At 69.7% G+C, this 21,993-nt stretch carries 17 protein-coding genes; 12 read left to right on the top strand and 5 right to left on the bottom strand.

What is annotated here, in order from left to right:
* Positions 1-152 precede the first annotated feature (152 nt).
* A complete protein-coding gene (locus GTY58_RS09565) occupies positions 153-2,267 on the top strand; it encodes a DUF2075 domain-containing protein (RefSeq protein WP_042494306.1) in 2,115 nt (704 codons plus the stop codon).
* A gap of 63 nt (positions 2,268-2,330) precedes the next feature.
* On the opposite strand, the gene GTY58_RS40565 is transcribed toward GTY58_RS09565, so the two are convergent.
* A complete protein-coding gene (locus GTY58_RS40565; RefSeq protein WP_237528754.1) occupies positions 2,331-2,459 on the bottom strand; it encodes a DUF6408 family protein in 129 nt (42 codons plus the stop codon).
* 317 nt (positions 2,460-2,776) lie between these two features.
* Here GTY58_RS40565 and GTY58_RS09560 point away from each other — a divergent pair, with 317 nt between their 5' ends.
* Positions 2,777-2,965, top strand: coding sequence for a DUF397 domain-containing protein (locus tag GTY58_RS09560; protein WP_037647387.1), 189 nt, complete (start codon positions 2,777-2,779; stop codon positions 2,963-2,965).
* Positions 2,966-3,084: 119 nt separating this feature from the next.
* Here the strand turns inward: GTY58_RS09560 and GTY58_RS09555 are convergent, their stop codons facing one another.
* Entirely contained in the window at positions 3,085-3,546 is a 462-nt protein-coding gene (locus GTY58_RS09555) for a hypothetical protein (RefSeq protein WP_010983252.1), read from the bottom strand.
* A 244-nt stretch (positions 3,547-3,790) separates the two neighbouring features.
* Complete coding sequence (locus GTY58_RS09550) at positions 3,791-4,711, bottom strand: hypothetical protein (protein WP_242432228.1); 921 nt, start codon at positions 4,709-4,711, stop codon at positions 3,791-3,793.
* Between the two features lie 504 nt (positions 4,712-5,215).
* Between GTY58_RS09550 and GTY58_RS09545 the strand changes: the two genes are divergently transcribed.
* The 5 genes from GTY58_RS09545 to GTY58_RS09530 all read left to right on the top strand — a co-directional run bounded on the left by GTY58_RS09545 (position 5,216) and on the right by GTY58_RS09530 (position 11,269).
* Entirely contained in the window at positions 5,216-7,474 is a 2,259-nt protein-coding gene (locus GTY58_RS09545) for a BTAD domain-containing putative transcriptional regulator (RefSeq protein WP_010983250.1), read from the top strand.
* Positions 7,438-8,451 carry a tetratricopeptide repeat protein gene (locus tag GTY58_RS40560; RefSeq protein WP_237528750.1) on the top strand — a complete coding sequence of 338 codons (1,014 nt, stop codon included), beginning with the start codon at positions 7,438-7,440 and terminating at the stop codon, positions 8,449-8,451. Before GTY58_RS09545 ends, GTY58_RS40560 begins: the two co-directional genes overlap by 37 nt.
* A gap of 125 nt (positions 8,452-8,576) precedes the next feature.
* A complete protein-coding gene (locus GTY58_RS09540) occupies positions 8,577-9,263 on the top strand; it encodes a M15 family metallopeptidase (protein WP_010983248.1) in 687 nt (228 codons plus the stop codon).
* A 119-nt stretch (positions 9,264-9,382) separates the two neighbouring features.
* On the top strand, positions 9,383-10,024 hold the full coding sequence (locus GTY58_RS09535; protein WP_010983247.1) for an RNA polymerase sigma factor: 642 nt from the start codon (positions 9,383-9,385) through the stop codon (positions 10,022-10,024).
* A 75-nt stretch (positions 10,025-10,099) separates the two neighbouring features.
* The gene (locus GTY58_RS09530) at positions 10,100-11,269 is read left to right on the top strand and encodes an NlpC/P60 family protein (RefSeq protein WP_037647394.1); all 1,170 of its coding nucleotides are present in this window, start codon (positions 10,100-10,102) and stop codon (positions 11,267-11,269) included.
* A 53-nt stretch (positions 11,270-11,322) separates the two neighbouring features.
* Here the strand turns inward: GTY58_RS09530 and GTY58_RS09525 are convergent, their stop codons facing one another.
* Together GTY58_RS09525 and GTY58_RS09520 are read right to left on the bottom strand one after the other, a co-directional pair.
* The gene (locus GTY58_RS09525) at positions 11,323-13,122 is read right to left on the bottom strand and encodes a hypothetical protein (RefSeq protein ID WP_010983245.1); all 1,800 of its coding nucleotides are present in this window, start codon (positions 13,120-13,122) and stop codon (positions 11,323-11,325) included.
* A gap of 337 nt (positions 13,123-13,459) precedes the next feature.
* Positions 13,460-14,758, bottom strand: coding sequence for an ROK family transcriptional regulator (locus GTY58_RS09520; RefSeq protein ID WP_010983244.1), 1,299 nt, complete (start codon positions 14,756-14,758; stop codon positions 13,460-13,462).
* A gap of 181 nt (positions 14,759-14,939) precedes the next feature.
* Between GTY58_RS09520 and GTY58_RS09515 the strand changes: the two genes are divergently transcribed.
* From GTY58_RS09515 to GTY58_RS09495, 5 genes are all read left to right on the top strand, one after another.
* Positions 14,940-16,256: a sugar ABC transporter substrate-binding protein gene (locus GTY58_RS09515; protein WP_010983243.1), complete on the top strand. Its 1,317-nt coding sequence runs from the start codon at positions 14,940-14,942 to the stop codon at positions 16,254-16,256.
* Between the two features lie 14 nt (positions 16,257-16,270).
* Positions 16,271-17,269, top strand: a complete 999-nt coding sequence (locus GTY58_RS09510; RefSeq protein WP_010983242.1) for a sugar ABC transporter permease — start codon at positions 16,271-16,273, stop codon at positions 17,267-17,269.
* Between the two features lie 25 nt (positions 17,270-17,294).
* Positions 17,295-18,134 (top strand): carbohydrate ABC transporter permease, encoded by an 840-nt coding sequence (locus GTY58_RS09505; RefSeq protein ID WP_037647397.1) that lies wholly within the window; start codon positions 17,295-17,297, stop codon positions 18,132-18,134.
* Between the two features lie 29 nt (positions 18,135-18,163).
* Entirely contained in the window at positions 18,164-19,522 is a 1,359-nt protein-coding gene (locus tag GTY58_RS09500; protein ID WP_010983240.1) for a GH1 family beta-glucosidase, read from the top strand.
* Positions 19,523-19,726: 204 nt separating this feature from the next.
* Entirely contained in the window at positions 19,727-21,616 is a 1,890-nt protein-coding gene (locus tag GTY58_RS09495; protein ID WP_010983239.1) for a discoidin domain-containing protein, read from the top strand.
* Positions 21,617-21,993: the final 377 nt, after the last annotated feature.

The raw sequence follows: 21,993 nt of genomic DNA, 5'->3' as shown, positions 1-21,993 counted from the left end.
TCGTCGATCAAGCCGACAGCCGGTTCCCGTCCTCGGAGTCTGCAGCGGTTCCCTAGGATCACCCGTACCGGTTGCGGCCCGACGGGCTTCCCCACATGGACATGCCCCCACCCGCACGAGTCACTCGTGCCCTGGGGGAACACCTCGTGTCCATGCTCCTGCTGAAGTTATCGGCGCAGGATCTGCTCGCCCTGAACTCACGGCGCCGCATGGTGCCCCACCTGGCCGCCAGGTGGAAACACTTCCGCGGATCGGATGCCTCGCTCTCCGAGCGTTCCGCCTGGGCGGAGAGCCTGGTCGATCTCGCCAAGGATCTGGTGGCGGCCAACCGGGGAAATGTGGAAATGATCGTGGAGTGTGCGGCGACGGTCGACGAGTCCGACCGCCCGGGTGCTCCCCGTCTCATCGACGTCGTCTTGATCGGCCATCATCCGTACACGCGCGGCCTCTCGGTGCAGCTTGTCGAGCTGAAGCGCTGGTCGATGGTGACCAGGGTGGAAGCGGCCACAGCAGAGTTGGTGCATGTACCGGGGATGGGCGAGAAGAAGCATCCGGCGGTGCAGTTGCGGGAGTACTTCGACGCCTTCACCGGTGCCAGAGGGCCGCTGAGCGGACTCGACTTCGAGTGTGGAGGCTTCGCGTACCTGCACAACGCGACGGACGCGTCCGTGAAGCCGTTGATGGACCTCGATGCGCCTACCGGCGCTTACGCCCGGATGTACACGAACGACGGCCGCGGACGGCTGATGTCGGACCTGCGCAAGCACTTCGCCGAGGACGGCGGCGCCTCCGCGGCCGAGACGCTGCTCCGCAGCATGCAGTTGCGGAACACGCCACTGCTCGACGCCATGATCAGGTCGCGTGGAGAGGACACAGTGTTCACCCTGCGTGGGCGCCAGCAGGAGGTCGCCGACCAGATCCTTGGCACGACTTCCCTTGTCCTCGGAGACCCGAATCAGCCGGCTCTCATGCCGGACGAGAGACGGGTCGTCTTCCTGGTGACGGGTGGTGCCGGTACGGGCAAGAGCGCCATCGGTTTGCAGGTCAAGGCGGAACTCGAAGCCAATGGGCGAACAGTCAAGTACGCCAGCGGCAGCCGGGCCTTCAACGGCGCGATCCAGGAGCATGTCGGCTACGGAGACCGGGAGTTCAGGGAGAGCTTCACCTACTTCAGTAGTTTCGTGACTCCACCCGAGCCCCCTTTGGATGTATTGCTCTGTGATGAGGCGCATCGTCTGCGGGACCGCTCGACCAGCCGCTTCTGGCGGCCCGAGCAGCAAGGCACAAAGCCCCAGGTGGATGAACTGCTCGAAGCGTCCCGTCTGACCGTGTTCTTCCTGGACGAGAGCCAGTCCGTGCGGCCGAACGAAGTCGGCAACGTCGAGCTGATCGAGAATGCAGCCAAGCGGCACGACGCCGAACTGGTCCGCTACAGGCTCCGCGAGCAGTTCCGGTGCGGAGGCAGCGATGCCTACATCCGATGGGTGCGAGCCGTACTCGGTGTGACGGACGACGTAGCGGAACAGTGGACGCCGGACGGGCTGATGCATATCGAGGTGGCAGACAGCCCCGAGGAACTCGAGCAGGTCATCCGCTCGGAAGCCCTCGCCGGCGCCTCAGCGCGTATGGTTGCGGGTTACTGCTGGCCTTGGACCAAGCCCCTGGGCAAGGAGAAGCGGCTCGAGGCTGACGTCCGTATCGGCGACTGGCACCGTCCGTGGAACGCTGACAGTGAGAGCTTCTGCGAGAACGGTGCTCCGCCTTCGAAGATCTGGTCGGTGCACCAGGACGGCCTCGAACAGATCGGCTGCGTGTACACCGCGCAGGGACTTGAATGGGACTGGTGCGGCGTGATCATGGGTGACGACATGGTGCGCCGTGACGGCAAGTGGGTATTTCGGCGCGGCAAGGAGCGCAAGGACCTGGAGGCGGGCGTCAAGCGCGTAGCGGTGCCGGGGTCGTTTGATCCGAAGGTGCGGGCGAGCAGCGTCGACGATGGGGGCTTCGCGCGGCTCGTCCGCCATGCCTACCACGTGCTGATGACCCGTGCCAGCCGCGCGACCGTGCTCTACTCCACGGACGAGGAGACGCGCGTCTACCTCAAGGATCTGGTGGGCAACGTCCAGATTCACGGCCTGCGCCCCACCTGGGAAAACCTACCCCCTGAGGCACGCGTACCGCATCTTCCCCGCCCGCGGCGCGGAGGGCGGAACCGTTCACGCAATCGGCGAGACAAGGGGCAGCCGGGTCAGAAAACACTGTTCTGAGAGGGCGGGAACCTTCGAAGCAGAGGAGAGTGGCGGGCTCACCGGGCCCGCCACTTGCCCGTCTCAGAAGAGCAGGCGCACTACCGCCACCAGCGCCGCCAACACAAGGTTGGTGACAATGCCAGCAGCGACGTCGATCAGGATCTTACGAAACCAGATGCGACGCGCGGGCTTGTACTCGACAGGGTTCATACGTGACCACTCCTTGGCAGTGAGCTTGGAATGGCAGGGACAGCCCTACCGGGCATCCGCTCTCACACCACATGAAGCCACGCAGTGGAAACCACTCGTCAGTCACGGCCGAGGGACTGGCCACTGAACTCCGCTCTCATACCCTCCGGGAAGGCGCGCAGCGTGAAGTAACCCTATCGCACAGCCCAGTTGAAAAAGTTGCGCGCCGTCTGCAGCGTTACGGGTCCTCCCGCCCCAGGGCATTGCCCGTCGACCGCGGCTGCGCAGCCTAACCAAGGACAAGGGACTGGGCGTCCACGTAACGAAGAGGTCAGGGGGTGGCTGTCCTCCACGAACACCTTCAAAGCGCCCTGGTGCTCATCGTCCTGCACTGTGGGCGTCCCGCAGAGCTCCCCGGTTCCCAGGGTGACAGTTGCGTGGAGGTCACCCGGCAGCCTGTCGCCATCCACGGCCGCGACTCCAAGGCGAAGGACAGGCCTCGGTTCGCGACCACCTCGTCGACTTGATCTGATTTCATCAAATATGTCATGCCTTGATCATTCTGCCGGTCCGACGAGGCAAGGAAGAGGTACGCCATGGCCCGTCGGCGCGACACCGACGGGCACGTGACCGGAACCGGGGACGCTCAGCCGATGAATGAGCCCGGGGCGCAGGCGCTCGCGGCCACCCAGGTGTGGGACATGATGTTGTCGTTCATGTTGGCGCCGTTGGTGAAGTGGTTGCGGCCCAGGTTGTCGACGTACAGTTCGCCCGGCTTGAGGCAGCCGTAGCTCGTGTCGTTGTAGTTCGTCAGGTAGTAGAAGGCGACGACGTCCTTGCCGCCGACGTAACCGCTGTTCATGACCGACGACGCGACATTGACGTCACTGCCTTGGAAGGGGCCGGCGCCGTCACCCCAGTTGGGGTCGCTGCCGGGCGTGACGCCGAGGAGTTCGCCCTGGCAGTCCGCGTCCTTCCAGGCACGTACGTTGCCGTCACGGCCCGGCCACTTCGCGTCGCAGCCGGCGCTCGCGTGGGCGGTGGCCGGGACGGCGAGGCCGAGGGCCGCGAGGCCCAGCGTGGCGAGGGCGATGCTCAGCTTGCGCATGATGGATTCCCGTTCTGCCTCGCGTCGGAGGCGCTGTGGATCCGTGACGGTCGTCACGGGGAGTGAGCCGCGAGCGTCGTCGCGGACAGGGAGCCGTGGCGAGTGAGCCACGGAGATCACGGGTGGGCAGGCCGGCCGGGCACGGCGGCCGGGGCAGGGCCGGTGCCGGTGTCGGTGGTGCTGACGGTGCCGGTGGTGCTGACGGTGGTTCGCGGCCCGGCAGGTCAGGGCAGGTCAGGGCAGGTCAGGCTCGTGCCGGGACGATCTGTTCGGCGTGGGCGAGAGCGGCCCGCTTCAGACGGCGGTAGGTGTCGAGGGCGTCCCCGTACTCGGCCGACAACTCGCCGACGTAGTGGGCCTCGCGTTCCTTGCCGATGGACTTGAGTGAGGCGGCGCGGGCGCAGCCGGCGTCGGCGGTCGCGGTCCGGGTCTCGGCCGCGAACGTCCTGGCCTCCGCGGCCCGGGTCTGTCGCGTGCCGTGCTCGCGCATCGCCTGACGTGCCTCGTTCGGGTCGCGGTAGGGGTGGCCGGCGCGCCGCATGCAGCGTGACCAGTCCCTCACCGCGCCGCTGAACTCCTGGTCGCGCAGCAGCTTGCCCACGTACAGAGGGCGCAGGTTGCTGACGGTCGAGTCGGCCCGGAACCACGTCTTCGGGTCGCCGTACAGCTTCTTCTCGGCCTCGCCCGTGCAGCCGCCGGACCGCTTGGTGATCGTGCCGCCGCCGGGTGCCTCGATCTTCAGCAGCGTGGCTGTCCGGCCGCCGTCCAGCGCGGTGTCGTACGTCGACTGCCGGGCGGTGGGAAGGGACGCGCGGTAGGCGAGATTGGGGTTGCGGAGCCGGGCGCGGTCCTCCTTCGCCATGATCCGGCTGCCGTACCCGTGTGTGCGGGCCCAGCGGACGTCGTCCTGGACGTAGCCGACCGGCCGGCTCTCCTCCAGGGTCAGCGTCCGCTCCTCCCAGAAGCGGTAACCGTGCCTCGCCATGCACTGCTTGACCAAGTGCTGTTCGGCGTCCGAGATCCGCAGGTCCTCGGCGTAGGTGAGTTCCGGGCTCTGCCGGGTGCGTTCGGCTTTCGCGACCGGGGAGGTGGGGTGGGGCCGGTCGGTGTCCCGTGTGCAGCCGGTCAGGGCGAGGGAGGCGACCGCGCACATCGCGGCGAGCACAGAGACACCGCTCCGACCCGGCCTCGATCGCCTCCGCGGGGCGGCTGTGTCACGGGCGGCAGCCGGGCTTGCGGCCCTCCCGTGCCGGGCGTCGGTGCGCTTCATCGAGATACCCCCTGGGCTTCAACCGGTCCGGCGTGATGCTGTCGGGCCGTTGACGCCTCGAGCCGTGCCTCCGTATGACTCGCCGTACGCGGGAATCTTCTTCGCACCCGCGGTCATACGACGGGTCTGTCCCCGCGGTCATACAAACGGGCTCGCGCCTGTCGTCTTCCCCATGAGCGGCGCCGCCCGTGTCGCCGAAATCAGCCAAGTGACGCCGGAGAAGGAGTGCGGTCGACTGCGGAACATGTCCCGGACGCCAGGCTTTGAGCAGGGGTCGGCCCGGTGGGCCGGACCGTCTAGAACCGGACAGGGCGGTCCGGAGTTCGGCATGTCCTGTCGGCGTTCGCCGATATCGTTGTCCTGCATCCGCGGGACGGACGATGCGGCGATCGGGGAACGATGTTCGAAGTGCGTCTGCTCGGTCCGGTGGAGGTGTGGCAGGGGAACCGGCGGGCGCCGCTCGGCGGGGCCAGACCCCTTGCCGTGCTTGCCGCGTTGACCGTCCATCTCGGCGAAGTGCTCTCCACCGAGCGACTGGTGGATTTCGTCTGGGACGAGCAGGTGCCCGCCACCGCCACCGCGCTGGTCGCCACTCATGTCTCCGCCGTGCGCCGAGCGCTCGCACGGGTCAGCGAGGCTCCGGTGATCCGGACCCGGCCGCCTGGGTATGTCGCCGACTTCAGTCCCTCACAGGTCGACGCCCGCCGTTTCGAGGAACTCCTCGCGCTGGGCCGGAGTTCGGCCGCGCGCGACCGTCCGGGCGAGGCCGCCGACATCCTGTCCGACGCCTTGAGTCTGTGGCGCGGGCAGGAGGCACTCGAAGGGCTCGGCCAGTCCTTCGCGCGGATCGAGGCCGCCCGGCTGGCGGAGCTGCGGCTGGTGGCCCAGGAGGAGTCCTTCGGTCTGCGTTTGGCGCTCGGACGCGAGGACGAGACGATCGCACCCCTCCTCGCGCATGTCGCCGCCCATCCGCTCCGGGAGCGACCGCGCGGACAGTTGATGACCGCGCTGTTCCGTACCGGCCGGATCTCTGACGCACTGCGCACGTACCAGGAGGGACGTGAGGTCCTCCGTCGCGAACTGGGCATCGACGCCGGGCCCGAGCTGCGCGCCCTGCACCAGGCTGTGCTGACCAACGACAGCGAGCGGCTGGGAACCGGCACCGGCACCGGCACCGGCCTCGGGACCGGCGTCCGCACCGGCCTCGGGACCGGCGTCGGCGCCGGCCGGAAGGCCAAGGCCGTCGCGGCAGGACCGGCCGCAACCTCCTCGGCCCCTCCCCGAATCCCGTACGCCCAGGACAGCACGCACCGGATCGCCGCCCCCACCAGGTTCGGCCCCGAGCCGACCGGCCGGCCCGCCCCCGCCCCATCCCATCTGCCCCCCGACGTGGCTGACTTCGTGGGACGGACGGAGCAGATCGCCTGGGCCACCTCGCTGCTCCACGGAGTCAACAACACCACCAGGACCGCTCCGCCGATCGGGGTGATCTCCGGACGCTCGGGGATGGGCAAGACCGCCCTCGCCGTGCACGTCGGCCACCGGACCGCCGAACTCTTCCCCGACGGCAGGCTGTTCGTGGACCTGCGCGCCTCGGACACCGCGCCGTTGCAGCCCGCCGACGCGCTCGCCAGACTGCTGCGGGCCATGGGCATCGATCCGGAGACGTCGCCGAACGGAATCGACGACCTGACCGGGCTGTACCGCACACACGTCGCACACCGGCGCATCCTGCTGATCCTCGACAACGCGGCGGGAGAGACGCATCTGCGGCCGCTGTTGCCGCCCGGCCCCGGTTCCGCGGTCCTGGTCACCAGCCGACGACGGCTGGTGGCGCTGGAGGGCGCGGCACATCTGGATCTGACCGTGCCGGACGAGCCGGAGGCGCTGCAACTGCTGAAGCGGGTGGCAGGGGAGGAGCGGACGCGGTCCGAGCCGGACCAGGTGGCGGAGATCGTCACCCTGTGCGGACGGCTGCCGCTGGCGGTACGCATCGCCGGTGCCCGGCTCGCGGCGCGCCCGCACTGGGCTCCCGGCCGCCTCGCGGGGCGGCTGCGTGACGAGCGGCGACGGCTCAACGAACTGCGCGCGGGGGATTTGGAGTTACGTACCAGTCTCGAACTGGGTTACGCGGACCTCGATCCGCAGGAGCGTCGGGCACTGCGCCGGCTGGCGCTGATGGAGCTGCCCGACTTCGCCGCGTGGATCGCCGCACCCCTGCTGGACATAGGAACGGAGGAGGCCGAGGAAGCCGTCGAGCGGTTGGTGGACTGCCACTTCATCGATGTGCTCGGCGTGGACGGGACCGGCCGCAACCGCTACCGCATCCACGACCTCGCCCGCGAGCACGCCCGGGAACGATGTCTGTCCGAGGAGAGCGCCGAAGAGCGTGCCGCGGCGGTGCCGCGGCGGTGCTGCGGCTGGTGGCCTGCTGGCTGGGGCTGGCCAAGGGAGCGGCGGCCCGGGGGCCCGGGGGAGCGGCCCGGTACTTTCCCGAGCCGGGGACCTTACGACTGCTCGACCAGGAGACGGAAGAGGGACTGCTGGACCGGCCCGCGGCCTGGTTCGCCGCCGAGCAGGCCTGTCTGCTGGCGGCCGTGGTCCACTGCGCCGACCAAGGGATGGCCCGTGCGGCCCGGGATCTCGCCGGTGCGCTGATAGCGAGTTCGGCCGTGCTGTACAACCAGTTCGACGCCTGGTCGCGCTCGCACGCCGCGGCCCTCGAGGCGGTACGCCGCGGCGGGGACACCGAGGGCGAGGCGTGGCTGCTCACGGGCCTCGGTCAACTGCGCTACGAACAGGACAAGTTCGAGGAGTCGTACGCCTACTTCGCCGACGCGCTGCGCCTGTTCGACGAGCGCGGCGACGTGCCGCGAGGGGCGGCCCTCTCCCTCGCCGGAATGGGCTCCGCGCGACGCGAACAGGCCCGCTTCGCGGAGGCGTTGCAGCTGCTGAGTTCCGCACTGGAGCGGTACGAGCAGACCGACGACGTCGGCGCCAGGGCGCGCGTGCTGTACGGAATCGGCTACGTGCACCGTGAGCAGGGGCGTGGGGCGCAGGCCTGGGAGGCCCTGTCGGGGGCTCTCGGTCTGTACCGCACCGCGTCCGACCGGCACGGCGAGGCCCTCACCCTGCGTTCGCTGGCCCTGTGCCGTCGGGCGGACGGCGCGTGGGCGGACGCCGAGCGGCTGCTGCACGAGGCGCTGCGGATCTTCGTCGGTCTCCAGGACACCTTCGGCGTGATGTACACCGAGCAGTCGTTGGCCAAGGTGGAGCTGCGCCGGGGCCACCTGGAGAAGGCACGCGAGCGGCTCGGCCGGTGTCTGGAGGTGGCCCGCGAGCGCCAGGACCGGTTCGGTGAGGCACTCGTGCTGCGCACCCTGGGTGAGTGGTGTCTGGCGGCCGGCGAGACCGAGCGCGCGCGGGAGCCACTGGAGCGGGCGCTGGCGGCCTGGGAGGCGTTGGACCTTCCGCTGTGGGGGGCCCGTACGGCCTGGGACCTGGCCGAGGTGTCGGCGTCGCGCGCGACGAACAGGCGGCGCGGGCAGCCCGCGCGCAGGCGCTGGAGACCTTCCGCGCGCTGGACAGCCGGGAGGCGCGGGAGCGCGCGGACAAAGGCGTGTAGGACGAGGTGAGCCCCAGGACCGTCCGCGGGCCGTCCCGCCGTTGACGTGCCGCCTCGGCCCTCTGGAGATGCCCTGTCCCGCTCCTTGCAGAGAACCTGCAGAGCAATTGCAGGGCCCTGGGCCACGCTCGTCGCGTGACAGAAATCATCCCGCTCTCGGACGCCCGAGTCGCCGGCGTCGCCGAGGACGAATGCGGTGAACCACTGGTCGATCTGCGTGAGGTCGCCGAGCTGCGACTCGACGCGCGACAGGCGGACCACGACGGCAGTTACGCCCATCTGCGGGCCGGCGCACTGCGGCGGCTCCTCCAGGCACAGCGGTTGCTGCCCACCGGGGTCCGGTTCCTGGTGCTGGAGGGGTACCGGCCGCCGCAGCTCCAGCGACGCTACTTCGAGGAGTACGCGGCGACGATGCGCGCGGCCCACCCGGACGAGGCGCCCGACCGGATCCGTGAGCTGACGAGCGCGTACATATCGCCGCCGGAGGTCGCACCGCATGTCAGCGGCGGAGCCGTGGATCTGACGCTGTGCGGTGCGGACGGCACGGAGCTGCCGCTCGGCACGGAGGTCAACGCCACCCCGGAGGAAAGCGAAGGCGCCTGCCGCACCGCGGCTCCGAACATCAGCGTCGAGGCACGCGCCAACCGGGCCGTGATGGACAGGGCCCTCACGGCGGTCGGGTTCGTCAACTACCCCACCGAGTGGTGGCACTGGTCGTACGGCGACCGGTACTGGGCCCTGCTGCGCCGGGCGCCCGCCGCCCGCTACGGCCCCACCGCGCCGCCCGGGCTCCGGGCGGGCGGCTCGACACCGACGGCATGACGTGCCGCGCACCGGCAGGCGCGACCAGCCGGGGGGTGCGCGAGCACAAGGCGACGCCGGGAGCGCGAGCACAGGCGAACCAGATCAACCGCACAGCGGAAAGAACGGGGAGAAGAAGCATGGAGACCAGCGACGTCACGTGTGCGGCGGTCCCGTACCAGGGCGACCGTATGAGCCCGCGGGAGTTCGACGCGTCCTTCACCGAAGCCATGCCGCGGCTGCGCCGGCGGCTGCTGGCGATGACCGGCAACGCGCACGATGCCGACGATCTGTTGCAGGAGACCTACCTGCGGCTCTCGCGCCGGGCCCGCGCACAGACCCTGGCACGTCAGCAGCACCCGTACGCGTACACCTGCGCCGTCGCCTTCAACCTGCTCCGCGACTCATGGGTGCACCCCTCCCGCCGCGAGCGCACCACGGACCGGCTGCCCGAGGCGGGCTGGGACGGCGGCCTCGGTTCGTACGAGGCGTCCGCCACGGCTCTCGCGCTGCTGCGCGTGCTGTCGCCGAAGGAGGCGGCCGCGGTGATCCTCATCGACCTGGAGGGCCTCAGCCACGACACGGCCGGTGAGCGGCTCGGCGCCCACCGCGGCACCGTCCAGCGCAACCGGATGCGGGCGCTGGCCAAGATGCGCGCCGCGCTCGGCGCCTGCGGAACAGAGGGCGACGACGCCGTCTCCCGTGAAGAGCCGCCCGTGCCGCGCCCCTTGCAGGGGAGGGGGCGCGGCACGGGCATGGACCATCCGAATTCCAGAAAGTGACGTGGGTCACTCCTCTCTCGCGCATATCGCCACCTTCCGTCACCGGTTTCCTCGGTGACGCACCGTCGACAAAGGATGTACTCCTTGAAGATCAGCACCATGCGCCGGGTCATCGGCCGGGCGGTCGTGACCGCCGTGGCGGTGGCCCTCACCGCGTTCCTTCCCTCCACGGCCCAGGCGGCCGTCTCCGTCCCACCCGCCGCGGCCCGGGACGCCACCTGCGGTGTGCTGGCGCCGGGTGCCTCGGCCACGGCGCAGGCGGCCGTCGATGCCGCCTGCGCCCAGATCGGCGTCTGGTACAGCTGGGGCGGTGGCCACGGCGCCACGCCCGGCGCCACGTACGGCTACTACGACGGCGTGGACCCGGACAGCCTCCACGACGGCGAGCGCAAGGGCTTCGACTGCTCGGGCCTGGTCCGTTACGCGTACTACCGGGCGACCGGCAAGGACCTGCTCAACGGCACGTCCAACGACCAGTTCCACAGCTCGCAGGCCTCCGCCCGCTTCTCGGCGGGGCAGGGAACCGGTCCGCTGCTGCCCGGTGACCTGATGTTCTGGGGGAGCGGTCACATCCATCACGTCGCCATGTATCTGGGCGGCGGGCAGATGGTCGAGGCGTACGAGTCGGGCACCCACATCAGGGTCGCCCCCGCCCGCACCGGCGGCGACTACGCGGGAGCGATCCGGATCAACCCCTCGGGCACCGTTCCGCCGCCGCCCGCGAACGGCGGTACGACCTTCGAGACCTGGGGCACCAGTGTGCGCACCCACTCCACGCCGAGCGTGAGCGCCTCCGTCGTCGACACCTTCGCCGGTCCGACCCAGGTCTCGGTCCAGTGCCAGCAGCACGCCGAGACCGTCACCGCGGAGGGCTACACCAACGACATCTGGTCCAGACTGGCCGACGGCTCGTGGCTGACGAACGTCTACATCAAGGGCCCGGCCGAGCTGCCCGGCGTGCCGGACTGCGGCGGCAGCACCACGCCGCCGCCCACCAGCGGCAGCAAGGCGTTCCAGACCTGGGGAACCGGAGTGCGCACGCACAGCGAACCCCACGTCAACGCCGGTGTGGTCGACTACTTCGCGCAGCCGACCACGGTCAACGTGGTGTGCCAGGCCCATGCCCAGGAGGTGACGGCCGACGGCTACACCAACGACGCCTGGTCCAAGCTCACCGACGGCTCCTGGCTGACGAACATCTACATCAAGGGCCCGGCCTGGCTGCCCGGCGTGCCCACCTGCTGATCGCCTCGTGTGCGGGCCGGGGACGGACCCGGCCCGCACACGGCGCGGCGGCATCAGGGATACGACACCACCGTCGACGGTATGGTCGACGTGCCCGACGTCGGCGCACCCGTCTCGTTGATGACGCGCTCGTACTGGCCCTGGCCGCCGAGCGAGACGACCAGCAGGTCGTGGAACTTGACGCCCGGTGTGTTCGGGGCGGAGAAGCCGTGGTGCTGCACGATGGACGGGTTGACGTTGTAGTAGCAGTAGCTGCCGAGTCCCCAGCCTTCGTGCGTGGTCACCGCGTCGCCGACCTTGTAGGCGGCGTAGCCCTTGACGGAGCCGTTCTGGATCGCGGCCTGGTTCGGGGCGTCGTACGCCTTCTCGTTCTGGAAGAAGATGGTGCGGCCCCGCTGCCCGTACCACTGGACGTCGTACTTGTTGAAGTGCTCCACGAACAGGCCCGTGGCCAGCACGTCGTCGCCGTTGACGACGATGCCGTAGTCGGCCCGGTTCGTGTCCCAGCCGACGCCGGTCCCGTGGTCGGCGCGCCAGATCCAGGTGTGGTCGACGATCGTGTGGCGGCTGTTGATCACCATGCTGGTGGTGGCCTTGCCCGCGCCCGCCCCGCCGATGCGGACGAACACGTCCTGCACGGTGGTCGGGTTGGCGGAGTGGTCCGTGCTCGCGCCCCGCGGCCCGACCTCCAGCAGGGTGGCGGAGTTGACCGGGCCGGCGTCGATGAGGAAGCCGGCCAGCCGTACGCCGTCGACGTCCGCGACCTTCAGCGCCGTGACGCCGTTGTCGGGGATCAGCGTGGCGTAACCGAGGCCGAGGACGACGGTGCCCGCGCGGTTCACCTGGATCGGCTGGTCCACGTGGTAGATCCCCGGGGTCAGCAGCAGGTGGAGTCCCTGTGTGAGCGCCTGGTTGAGGGTGGCCGCGGAGACACCCGGCTTGGCGACGTAGAACTGGGACAGGGGCAGCGAGGTGCCTCTTGGTGTGCCGTTGCCCCAGGTCACGCCCCGGGCGTTGGTCCGCTTCTCCGGCAGGAAGACCCGGTACTCACTGCCGCTCAGATACAGGAACGGCTTCTCCCGGGAGACGGGGGTGGTGTTCAGCGTGGTGTACACCGGGTTCGGGAAGCTCTGTGCCGGCGCGCCCTCGACGCCGGAGAACACCATGTTCCAGACGCCGTTGAGCCAGCTGCCGATCGCGCTGTCGCGGGTGTACCACTGCTGCTGCGAGTACGGTCCGACCTGGCCGTCGATGCGGCTGTCCGCGATGTAGCCGCCGCTCGCCCAGCCGTAGCCGTTGGGGGAGAGGTTGAGGCCGCCGCGGACGTGCATGCGCCGGAACGGCGCCGCCTGCGCGACGGCCCACCGGTTGGTGCCGTTGACGGGGACCAGTGCGAGGTTCTCCGCCGAACGCCAGAAGTTCTGGGTGGCGTTGCCGTTGAACCAGCCCGCGTCGACGGTGACATCGCCGTTGATCGTCGTGTCGTCGGGGGACAGTCCGAGGCCCGCGATGGACGTGTAGAAGCCGAGCTGGGCGTTGAGCCCGTTGTAGGTGCCCGGCTTGAACAGCAGGGCGTAGCGGCCGGTCCCGAACTGCGCCGATTCCTGCTGCCGGAACACCTCGTCCAGCTTGGCCTGGATGCCGGACGTGGACGGGTCGAAGACGATGACGTTCGGGCCGAGGTCGCCACCGCCCGGCAGGGCGCGCGGGGCGGCGGAGGAGGGGGCGGCGGAGGCCGGCGTGGACAGGCCGAGCAGCGCGGGCGCGGAAGCGGCGGCGGCAGCGGCGCCGAGCACCGTCCGGCGGGCTATGGAAGGCCGCTCCGCCGAAGAACCTGTGGGGGCAGGGGACATGCGGGCACTCTCCTGGTTCAGGAAATGAACGACGAGGGGGAGGAGGGAGCGCTCTCTCGCCGTTGAATGCTTCATCCGCGTGAACGACGCGTCAAGAGTTGGGACCGGAGTCCCGCGTGTTGTTGAAGAATAACCGTCAACCGGCGGTCATTTGGGGCTAGTTGGGCAGGTAATGAGAGGTGTGCGGCGCATCCGGTACCGCGATCCTTGTGTTCAAGAGGTGCGCGAAAGAAGCCGCTGATCCGGTGCGTTGCGTCAGGCTGCGCGCCCAGCGGCGTTCGTTCGGTCTGCGCGTTGCGTCAGGCGCCCGCCCAGCGACATACGCCCGCCCAGCGCGTTACGCCAGGCGCCCGTCCAGCGACGTACGCCACGCAGGAGACGGCACGGGTGCGTCGGGTGCGGGTGCGCGGCGGCCGCCGTGGGCGAAGAAGTCGGCGAGCGGCAGGATCGCGGCGCCCACGGTCACCGCGTCCGGCCCGAGCCTGCCCAGCTCGATGCCGACGCGTCCGGCGGGGTACCGCAGTGCGTAGGCGAGGGCGTGGGTGCGTACCGACTCCAGGAACCGCGAGCCGAGTTGGAGGCCGGCCCAGCCGCCGACGAGGATGCGTTCGGGCTGGAAGAGGTTGATCAGGTCGGACAGGCCCGCGCCCAGATACTCCGCGGTCTCGGCGAGGACGGCCGCCGCCACCGGGTCCGGCGCACGGCCGTCCTCGGGATAGGCCGCCGCCAGCATCGCCGTCAGCGCGGTCTCCTCGTCGGTGTCGTACGGCGGCTGCCCGCCCGCCTCCTGCCAGCGCGCGAGGAGCGCCTCGGCGCCCGCGTACGCCTCCAGGCAGCCCAGCGCCCCGCAGCGGCACCGCCGCCCCTGCACCCGTACGGTGAGGTGGCCCCATTCGACCGCCCGGCCGTGCTCCACCTCGTCCGTGACCACGCAGGCGCCGACACCGGATCCGAAGAGCACCACCACGGCGTTGTGCGCGCCGCGTCCGGCGCCGAACCACATCTCCGCCTGGCCCAGCGTCTTGGCGCCGTTGTCGATGAAGTACGGCACATGCTCGGGGAGTTGACCCGACAGGCGCAGCATGTGCTCCAGCGGGACGGCGTCCCAGCCGATCGTCTGACCGTGGACGACCGCGCCGCCCTCGCCGGAACGCTCGACGATGCCGGGCACGCCGATGCCGACGCCGAGGAGTTCGCCGGCGGTGATCCCGGCTGCCGCGAGGACCTCGGCGACGCCGTCGCGGATGTGACCGACGATGACGCCCACGTCGTACGCCTGCCGGCCCTTGTGCGCCAACGGGCGTTCGGTGCGGGCGAGTTCCGCCAGGGAGAGGTCGAACAGCTCCACGCGCACCCGGGTCTCGCCGACGTCCACGCCGATCATGTGCCCGCTGCCGGGGACGACGCGCAGCAGGGTGCGCGGGCGGCCGCCGTCGGAGCCGACGCTGCCCGCCTCCTCCACCAGACCGTCGGCCAGCAGTTCGGCGACGACGTTGCTGATGGAACCCGAACTCAGCCCGGTCGCGGGCGCGAGCGAGTGGCGGCTCATCGGTCCGTCGAAATACAACCGTTGTAGAACGGCGGTGCGGTTCTCCCGTCGCAGGTCATGGACCGTCCGGCCGTTGCGCGCTGCCACCTGACCTCCTGATTTTCCTACGTCGCTCGGCAAGATACCCGTGCCGGATCTCTTGACGCTTCTTTCTCTCGAGGTTTAACTCACGTTCTAAATTAAGCCATGAGGGGCTTCGGAAGTCGAACGGGGTGTCGTTCCGGAGCTGCCTCGGGTTCTCGACTCCCGGAAAGGGACACCTGGAGCCATGCGCAGCATCCGAGCCGCGGCCGTAGGCGCCGTCACCATGTCTCTCGCCCTTGCCGCCTCGGCCTGCGGAGGCGGTTCGTCGACCGGCGGGGGATCCAACGACTCGCCCAAGACGCTCACGTACTGGGCCTCCAACCAGGGCGCCAGCATCGCGGTGGACAAAAAGGTCCTCCAGCCCGAACTCGACAAGTTCGAGGAGCAGACGGGCATCAAGGTGAAGTTGGAGGTCGTGCCCTGGTCGGATCTGCTCAACCGGATCCTGACCGCGACCACGTCGGGCCAGGGCCCCGACGTGCTGAACATCGGCAACACCTGGAGCGCCTCCCTCCAGGCCACCGGGGCGCTGCTGCCGTGGGACGCCAAGAACTTCGACAAGATCGGCGGCAAGGACCGGTTCGTCGACTCGGCCCTCGGCTCGACCGGCGCCCAGGGCAAGGACCCGGCCGCGGTGCCGCTGTACTCGATGGCGTACGCGCTCTACTACAACAAGAAGTTGTTCGCCGACGCGGGCATCGCCAAGCCGCCGGCCACCTGGGACGAGCTGATCGCCGACGGCAAGAAGCTCTCCAAGGGCGGCACATGGGGCCTCGGAGCCGAGGGCTCGAACCCGTCCGAGAACATCCACCACACCTTCGTCTTCGCCAAGCAGCACGGCGCCGACTTCTTCACCGCCGACGGCAAGCCCGACTTCACCTCCGACGGCGCGGTCACGGCGGTCAAGCAGTACGTCGACCTGATGGCGAAGGACAAGATCATCGCGCCCGGCAACGCCGAGTACGCGCAGAACCAGTCCGTGAGCGACTTCGCCAAGGGCAAGAACGCGATGCTGCTGTGGCAGTCCGCGTCCTCCAACCTCAAGTCGCAGGGCATGAGCGACGACGCGTACGGCATCGCTCCGATGCCCGTGCAGTCCGGCACCCCGGGAAGCGGCACCAACGTCAACTCGATGGTCGCGGGCATCAACATGGCCGTCTTCAAGAACACCCACAACCTCGACGGCGCCACGAAGTTCGTGAAGTTCATGACCGGCGACGCGGAGCAGAAGATCCTCAACACGGCGTACAGCACGATCCCGCCGGTCAAGACCGCCCAAGCGGACGCCGCCTTCAACACCCCGGCGAACGCGGTCCTGAAGGACACCCTCGCCAAGAGCGCCGTCGCGCTTCCGCAGGTCGCCGACGAGTCCCAGTTCGAGACGGCCATCGGTACGGCCGTCAAGGAACTGTTCGCCGACGCGGCCGCCGGACGCGCGGTGACCACGGCGTCGGTGAAGGCCAAGCTCGAGAAGGCCCAGCAGCAGATGCCGAAGAAGTGAGTGCAGAGACCGTCATGACCACCACGACCGCCTCCGCCGAGTCCGGCGAGCGGACGGTGCGCAAGAACTCCCCCGGTGCGGCGCGCGGCCCGCGCCGCACCGGGCGGATCAAGCGCATCGGACTGCCCTACCTGCTGCTTCTGCCCGCCCTGCTCCTCGAACTCCTGGTCCACCTGGTGCCGATGGTCATCGGCATCGTGATGAGCTTCAAGGAGCTCACGCAGTTCTACATCCGCGACTGGGGCACCGCGCCCTGGTCCGGCCTCGACAACTACCAGGTGTCGGTGGACTTCGACGCGCCCGTCGGTGAGGCGCTGCTCCACTCGTTCCTCGTCACCATCGCCTTCACCCTGCTGTCCGTCGGCCTGTGCTGGCTGATCGGCACGGCGGCCGCGATCTACATGCAGGACACCTTCCGCGGCCGCGGCCTGCTGCGCGCCCTGTTCCTCGTCCCGTACGCGCTGCCCGTGTACGCGGCCGTCATCACCTGGGTCTTCATGTTCCAGCACGACAACGGCCTGGTGAACCACGTCCTGCACGACCAGTTGCACCTCACCGACAAGCCGTCCTTCTGGCTCATCGGCGACAACAGCTTCGTCGCGCTGCTCACCGTGTCCGTGTGGAAGGGCTGGCCGTTCGCCTTCCTCATCGTCATGGCCGGCCTGCAGAACATCCCGGGCGAGCTGTACGAGGCGGCCGCCCTCGACGGGGCCGGCCTGTGGCAGCAGATCCGCCGCATCACCCTGCCGTCACTGCGCCCGGTCAACCAGGTCCTGGTCCTGGTCCTGTTCCTGTGGACGTTCAACGACTTCAACACGCCGTACGTCCTGTTCGGCAGGACGGCGCCGGAGGCCGCGGACCTCATCTCGGTCCACATCTACCAGGCGTCGTTCGTCACCTGGAACTTCGGCACCGGCTCCGCCATGTCCGTCCTGCTGCTGCTCTTCCTGCTCGTCGTGACGGGCGTCTACCTCCTGCTGACCTCCCGAGGAAGGAAGACGGCCGATGTCTAGCACCTCTTCGACGGCCCGCTCGCCGATGGCTCCGCCCCGGTCCTTCCTCTGGTCCCGCCGGATCTTCCTCACCCTGCTCACCGGCTTCGTCCTGCTGCCGGTGTACGTCATGGTCTCCAGCTCCCTGAAGCCGCTCGCGGACGTCTCGGGGAAGTTCCGGTGGCTGCCGAGCAGCCTGACGATCCGCCCGTACATCGACATCTGGTCCACGGTCCCGCTCGCGCGGTACTTCGTGAACTCGCTGATCGTGGCGGGCGCCGCGACGGTCTGCTCGGTGGTGATCGCGGTCTTCGCCGCGTACGCCGTCAGCCGTTACGACTTCCGGGGCAAGCGCGTTTTCACGGTCACCGTGCTGTCCACCCAGATGTTCCCCGGCATCCTCTTCCTGCTGCCGCTGTTCCTGATCTACGTCAACATCGGCAACTCCACCGGCATCGCCCTGTTCGGCTCGCGCGGCGGGCTGATCCTGACGTATCTCACCTTCTCGCTGCCGTTCTCGATCTGGATGCTGATCGGGTACTTCGACTCGGTGCCGCGCGATCTGGACGAGGCGGCGCTGGTGGACGGCTGCGGACCGCTCGGCGCGCTGTTGCGGGTCGTCGTGCCGGCCGCGATCCCCGGCATCGTCGCGGTCGCCGTCTACGCCTTCATGACCGCCTGGGGCGAGGTGCTGTTCGCGTCGGTGATGACCAACGACACCACCCGCACGCTCGCCGTCGGACTCCAGGGCTACTCCACGCTCAACAACGTGTACTGGAACCAGATCATGGCCGCCTCGCTCGTCGTCAGCGTTCCCGTGGTCGCGGGCTTCCTGCTCCTCCAGCGCTATCTCGTCGCCGGGCTGACGGCCGGAGCCGTCAAGTGACCGACTCCCCCCATTCCGAAGGGAATCCTGTGACCATCGACCTCGCCGCACTCCCGCACGACTTCCTGTGGGGTACGGCCACAGCGGCGTACCAGATCGAGGGAGCCGTCGCCGAGGACGGCCGCTCGCCGTCGATCTGGGACACCTTCTCGCACACCCCCGGCAAGATCGACAACAACGACCACGGCGACGTCGCCTGCGACCACTACCACCGCTGGCGCGAGGACATCGGGCTGATGAAGCAACTCGGCACCAACGCCTACCGGCTCTCCGTCGCCTGGCCGCGGGTGATCCCGGGCGGCGACGGGCCGGTGAACGCCAAGGGCCTCGCCTTCTACGACGAGTTGGTCGACGGTCTGCTGGAAGCGGGCATCACCCCGTCCGTCACCCTCTACCACTGGGACCTGCCCCAGGTCCTCCAGGACCGCGGCGGCTGGCCCGAACGGGCGACCGCCGAGCACTTCGCCGCGTACGCAGCGGTCGTCGCCGAACGCCTGGGCGACCGCGTCACCCACTGGGCCACCCTCAACGAACCTCTCTGCTCCGCCTGGATCGGCCACCTCGAAGGCAAGATGGCCCCCGGCCTCACCGACCTGACCGCCGCGATCCGGGCCTCGTACCACCTGCTCCTCGGGCACGGCCTGGCCGCCCAGGCGATCCGCGCCGCGGCCCCGGCCGCCGAGGTCGGCATCGTCAACAACCTCTCCACCATCCATGCCGCCAGCGACCGCCCCGAGGACGTCGCGGCGGCGCGCCGCATGGACGGCCACGTCAACCGCTGGTGGCTGGACCCGGTCCACGGCCGCGGCTTCCCGGCCGACATGCGCGAGGTGTACGGCGTCGAACTGCCCGAGCAGCCGGGAGACCTGGCGACGATCGCCGCGCCGCTCGACTGGCTGGGCCTGAACTACTACTTCCCGGCCACCGTCGCCGACGACCCCACCGGACCGGCTCCGCGTGTCCGCTCGGTCCGCCGGCTCGGCGTCCCGCGCACCGGCATGGACTGGGAGATCGACGCCACCGGCATCGAGACCCTGCTGCTGCGCCTCACCCACGAGTACGGGCCCCGCAAGCTGTACGTCACCGAGAACGGCTCCGCCTTCCCCGACGTGGTACGCCCCGACGGCACCGTCGACGACCCCGAACGCCAGGACTACCTCGTACGCCACCTGGCCGCGTGCGCCTCCGCGGCCCGCAAGGGCGCGCCGCTGGCCGGCTACTTCGCGTGGTCGCTGCTCGACAACTTCGAGTGGGCGTACGGCTACGACAAGCGCTTCGGCCTGGTCCACGTCGACTACCGCACCCAGGTCCGGACGATCAAGGGAACCGGCCATCGCTACGCGGACATCGTCCGCACCCACCGGGGCCGGGCGCGCCGGGCCGCCTGACGCGCGGCCCCGCGGTGGGCGCGGGCGCGGGAGCCCGCGCCCACCGGCGTACGAGGGCACACGGGCACATCACGCACGGGCACATCAGCACGCAGGCACATCAGCTCGCAGACACATCACACAGGGACATCACTACAAGCACGTCAGCACACCGGCACAGCACAGCACGGCACGGGCACCCCACACCTCGCCGAGGAGAGCCGTATGCCATCCCGTACCCCCCGCACGCTGCTGACCGCCCTCGCCACCGTCGCGTCGGTGGCGCTGCTGTCCACGGGCCCGGCGCTCGCCGCGCCCGTACCGCAAGCCACCGCCACCGCCGCCGCGGCCTGGGACGCCGACCGGGCGGCCGCCGCCTACGCCGCGAACCCGGCCGCGGTCACCGCCTCCGGCAGCGAGAACGGCGGCACCGCGCCCGGCCTCGCCTTCGACGGCAACGCCTCGACGCGCTGGTCCAGCAATTTCGCCGACGACGCGTGGATCCGCCTCGACCTCGGCACCACCCTCCGCATCGACAGAGTCGTCCTCGACTGGGAGACCGCGTACGGCAAGAGATACGTCCTGGAGGTGTCGAAGAACGGCACCGACTGGGCCCCCTTCTACACCGAGACCGCCGGCACCGGAGGTTCCGTCACCGCGCACACCTACCCACAGGAGGTGACGGGCCGCTACGTCCGGATGCGCGGCGTCGAACGCGCCACGCCCTACGGCTACTCCCTCTACTCCTTCAAGGTCTACGGCGGTGAACCCGCCCCCGCGTCGACGACCCGCACCAACCTCGCCCTCAACCACCCGGCCTACTCCAACTTCTACCAGCACGCCGGCAATTCACCCGCCTTCGTCACCGACGGCGGATGGCCCGCCAACTTCAAGGACGACGCGAGCAGATGGTCCAGCGACTGGAACGCCGACCGCTGGGTCTCGGTGGACCTGGGCGCGACCTCGCGGATCGACACCGTCGACCTGTACTGGGAGGCGGCCTACGCCGTCGACTACCAGATCCAGGTCTCGGACGACAACCGCACCTGGCGTACGGTCCACCAGCCGACCGCCGCCGAGATCGCCGCCCGCCGCGCGGACGTCAAGTCACCCGGCGACGCGACGGGCCGGCACGACACGGTGACGCTGTCGCAGCCCGCCACCGGCCGCTATGTACGGATGCTCGGCAAGGAGCGCCGCTCCTTCTACAACCCCGCACCCGCCACGGCCCAATTCGGCTACTCCCTCTACGAGTTCCAGGTCTGGGGCACCGGCGGCAGCGCCTCCGCGGCCTATCCCGCACTCCCGGGCGAGCAGTCGGGCACGTACCAGACCGCGTTCTTCGACGACTTCACCACGGCCGCCCTCGACCGCTCCAAGTGGCGTGTCGTGCGCACCGGCACCGAGATGGGCTCGGTCAACGGCGAGTCGCAGGCGTACGTGGACTCCACCGACAACGTCCGCACCGAGAACGGGAACCTGGTCCTGCGGGCCAAGTACTGCAAGGGCTGCACCCGGGCGGGAGGCGGCACCTACGACTTCACCTCCGGACGCGTCGACACCAACACCAGGTTCGACTTCACGTACGGAAGGGTCAGCGCCCGTATGAAACTGCCGGTCGGCGACGGCTTCTGGCCCGCGTTCTGGCTGCTGGGCAGCAACGTGGACGATCCGTCCGTGTCCTGGCCCGCCTCCGGTGAGACCGACATCATGGAGAACATCGGCTACTCGGACTGGACGAGCTCCGCCCTGCACGGCCCCGGCTACTCGGCGGACGGCAACATAGGCGCCCGCCAGACATACCCGGGGGGCGGCACGGCCGACCACTGGCACACCTACGCGGTGGAGTGGACGCCGACCACGATGCGCTTCACGGTCGACGACCGTCTCGTGCAGGAGACGACCCGCAACAAGCTCGAATCGACCCGCGGACAGTGGGTCTACGACCACAACCAGTACGTCATCCTCAACCTCGCCCTCGGCGGCGCGTACCCGGCGGGCTGGAACCAGGTCACCAGCCCCTACTGGGGCCTGCCGCAGACCAGCGTCGACAAGGTCGCGGCCGGGGGAGTGCAGGCGGAGGTGGACTGGGTGCGCGTCGAGCAGAAGAAGTGAACGACGAGGGTCACATGTGCTCCTGACGCGACGTCAGGCGTGGGACCGGGAGTCGTCACGCCGAGCGCGCGCCACTGACGTGGAGAAAAACCCGGTGCCCCGCGCACGCCGGGTTCCCTACACTCGCCACGAACCGCGCGCCGCCGACAACACGTCGCGGCGTGCGCCATGACGAGTGAGGGGAGCCCGGCCGTGCGGTACCGCATCGCTGTCGTCGTTCCCCGGTCGCAGTACGAGGTGATCCTCGTGTCTTCGTCCGCCCGGTGCCGGCTGCGCGGCCGCCACCGGATGTCCGTGACGAACACCTGACCTCGCCGGGCCCCTCGCACGCGACAACTCCTGTGTGCCGGCCGCCCGTCGGCGAGCCGAGCAGGCCC

Origin of the sequence: Streptomyces sp. SID5469 (genome assembly GCF_009862865.1) — a bacterium.
Classification (GTDB): domain Bacteria; phylum Actinomycetota; class Actinomycetes; order Streptomycetales; family Streptomycetaceae; genus Streptomyces; species Streptomyces avermitilis.
Note: the sequence above shows the minus strand (reverse complement) of the source record. Positions and strands in the feature narration are given on the sequence as shown.

What these genes read in the sequence shown, in the direction of transcription:
- GTY58_RS09555 (WP_010983252.1), bottom strand. Translation starts at nt 3,546, where the DNA reads ATGCGCAAGCTGAGCATCGCCCTCGCCACGCTGGGCCTCGCGGCCCTC.
- GTY58_RS09515 (WP_010983243.1), top strand. Translation starts at nt 14,940, where the DNA reads ATGCGCAGCATCCGAGCCGCGGCCGTAGGCGCCGTCACCATGTCTCTC.
- GTY58_RS40560 (WP_237528750.1), top strand. Translation starts at nt 7,438, where the DNA reads ATGGCCCGTGCGGCCCGGGATCTCGCCGGTGCGCTGATAGCGAGTTCG.
- GTY58_RS09565 (WP_042494306.1), top strand. Translation starts at nt 153, where the DNA reads ATGCTCCTGCTGAAGTTATCGGCGCAGGATCTGCTCGCCCTGAACTCA.
- GTY58_RS09505 (WP_037647397.1), top strand. Translation starts at nt 17,295, where the DNA reads ATGGCTCCGCCCCGGTCCTTCCTCTGGTCCCGCCGGATCTTCCTCACC.
- GTY58_RS09530 (WP_037647394.1), top strand. Translation starts at nt 10,100, where the DNA reads ATGTACTCCTTGAAGATCAGCACCATGCGCCGGGTCATCGGCCGGGCG.
- GTY58_RS40565 (WP_237528754.1), bottom strand. Translation starts at nt 2,459, where the DNA reads ATGAACCCTGTCGAGTACAAGCCCGCGCGTCGCATCTGGTTTCGTAAG.
- GTY58_RS09535 (WP_010983247.1), top strand. Translation starts at nt 9,383, where the DNA reads ATGGAGACCAGCGACGTCACGTGTGCGGCGGTCCCGTACCAGGGCGAC.
- GTY58_RS09525 (WP_010983245.1), bottom strand. Translation starts at nt 13,122, where the DNA reads ATGTCCCCTGCCCCCACAGGTTCTTCGGCGGAGCGGCCTTCCATAGCC.
- GTY58_RS09510 (WP_010983242.1), top strand. Translation starts at nt 16,271, where the DNA reads ATGACCACCACGACCGCCTCCGCCGAGTCCGGCGAGCGGACGGTGCGC.
- GTY58_RS09495 (WP_010983239.1), top strand. Translation starts at nt 19,727, where the DNA reads ATGCCATCCCGTACCCCCCGCACGCTGCTGACCGCCCTCGCCACCGTC.
- GTY58_RS09545 (WP_010983250.1), top strand. Translation starts at nt 5,216, where the DNA reads ATGTTCGAAGTGCGTCTGCTCGGTCCGGTGGAGGTGTGGCAGGGGAAC.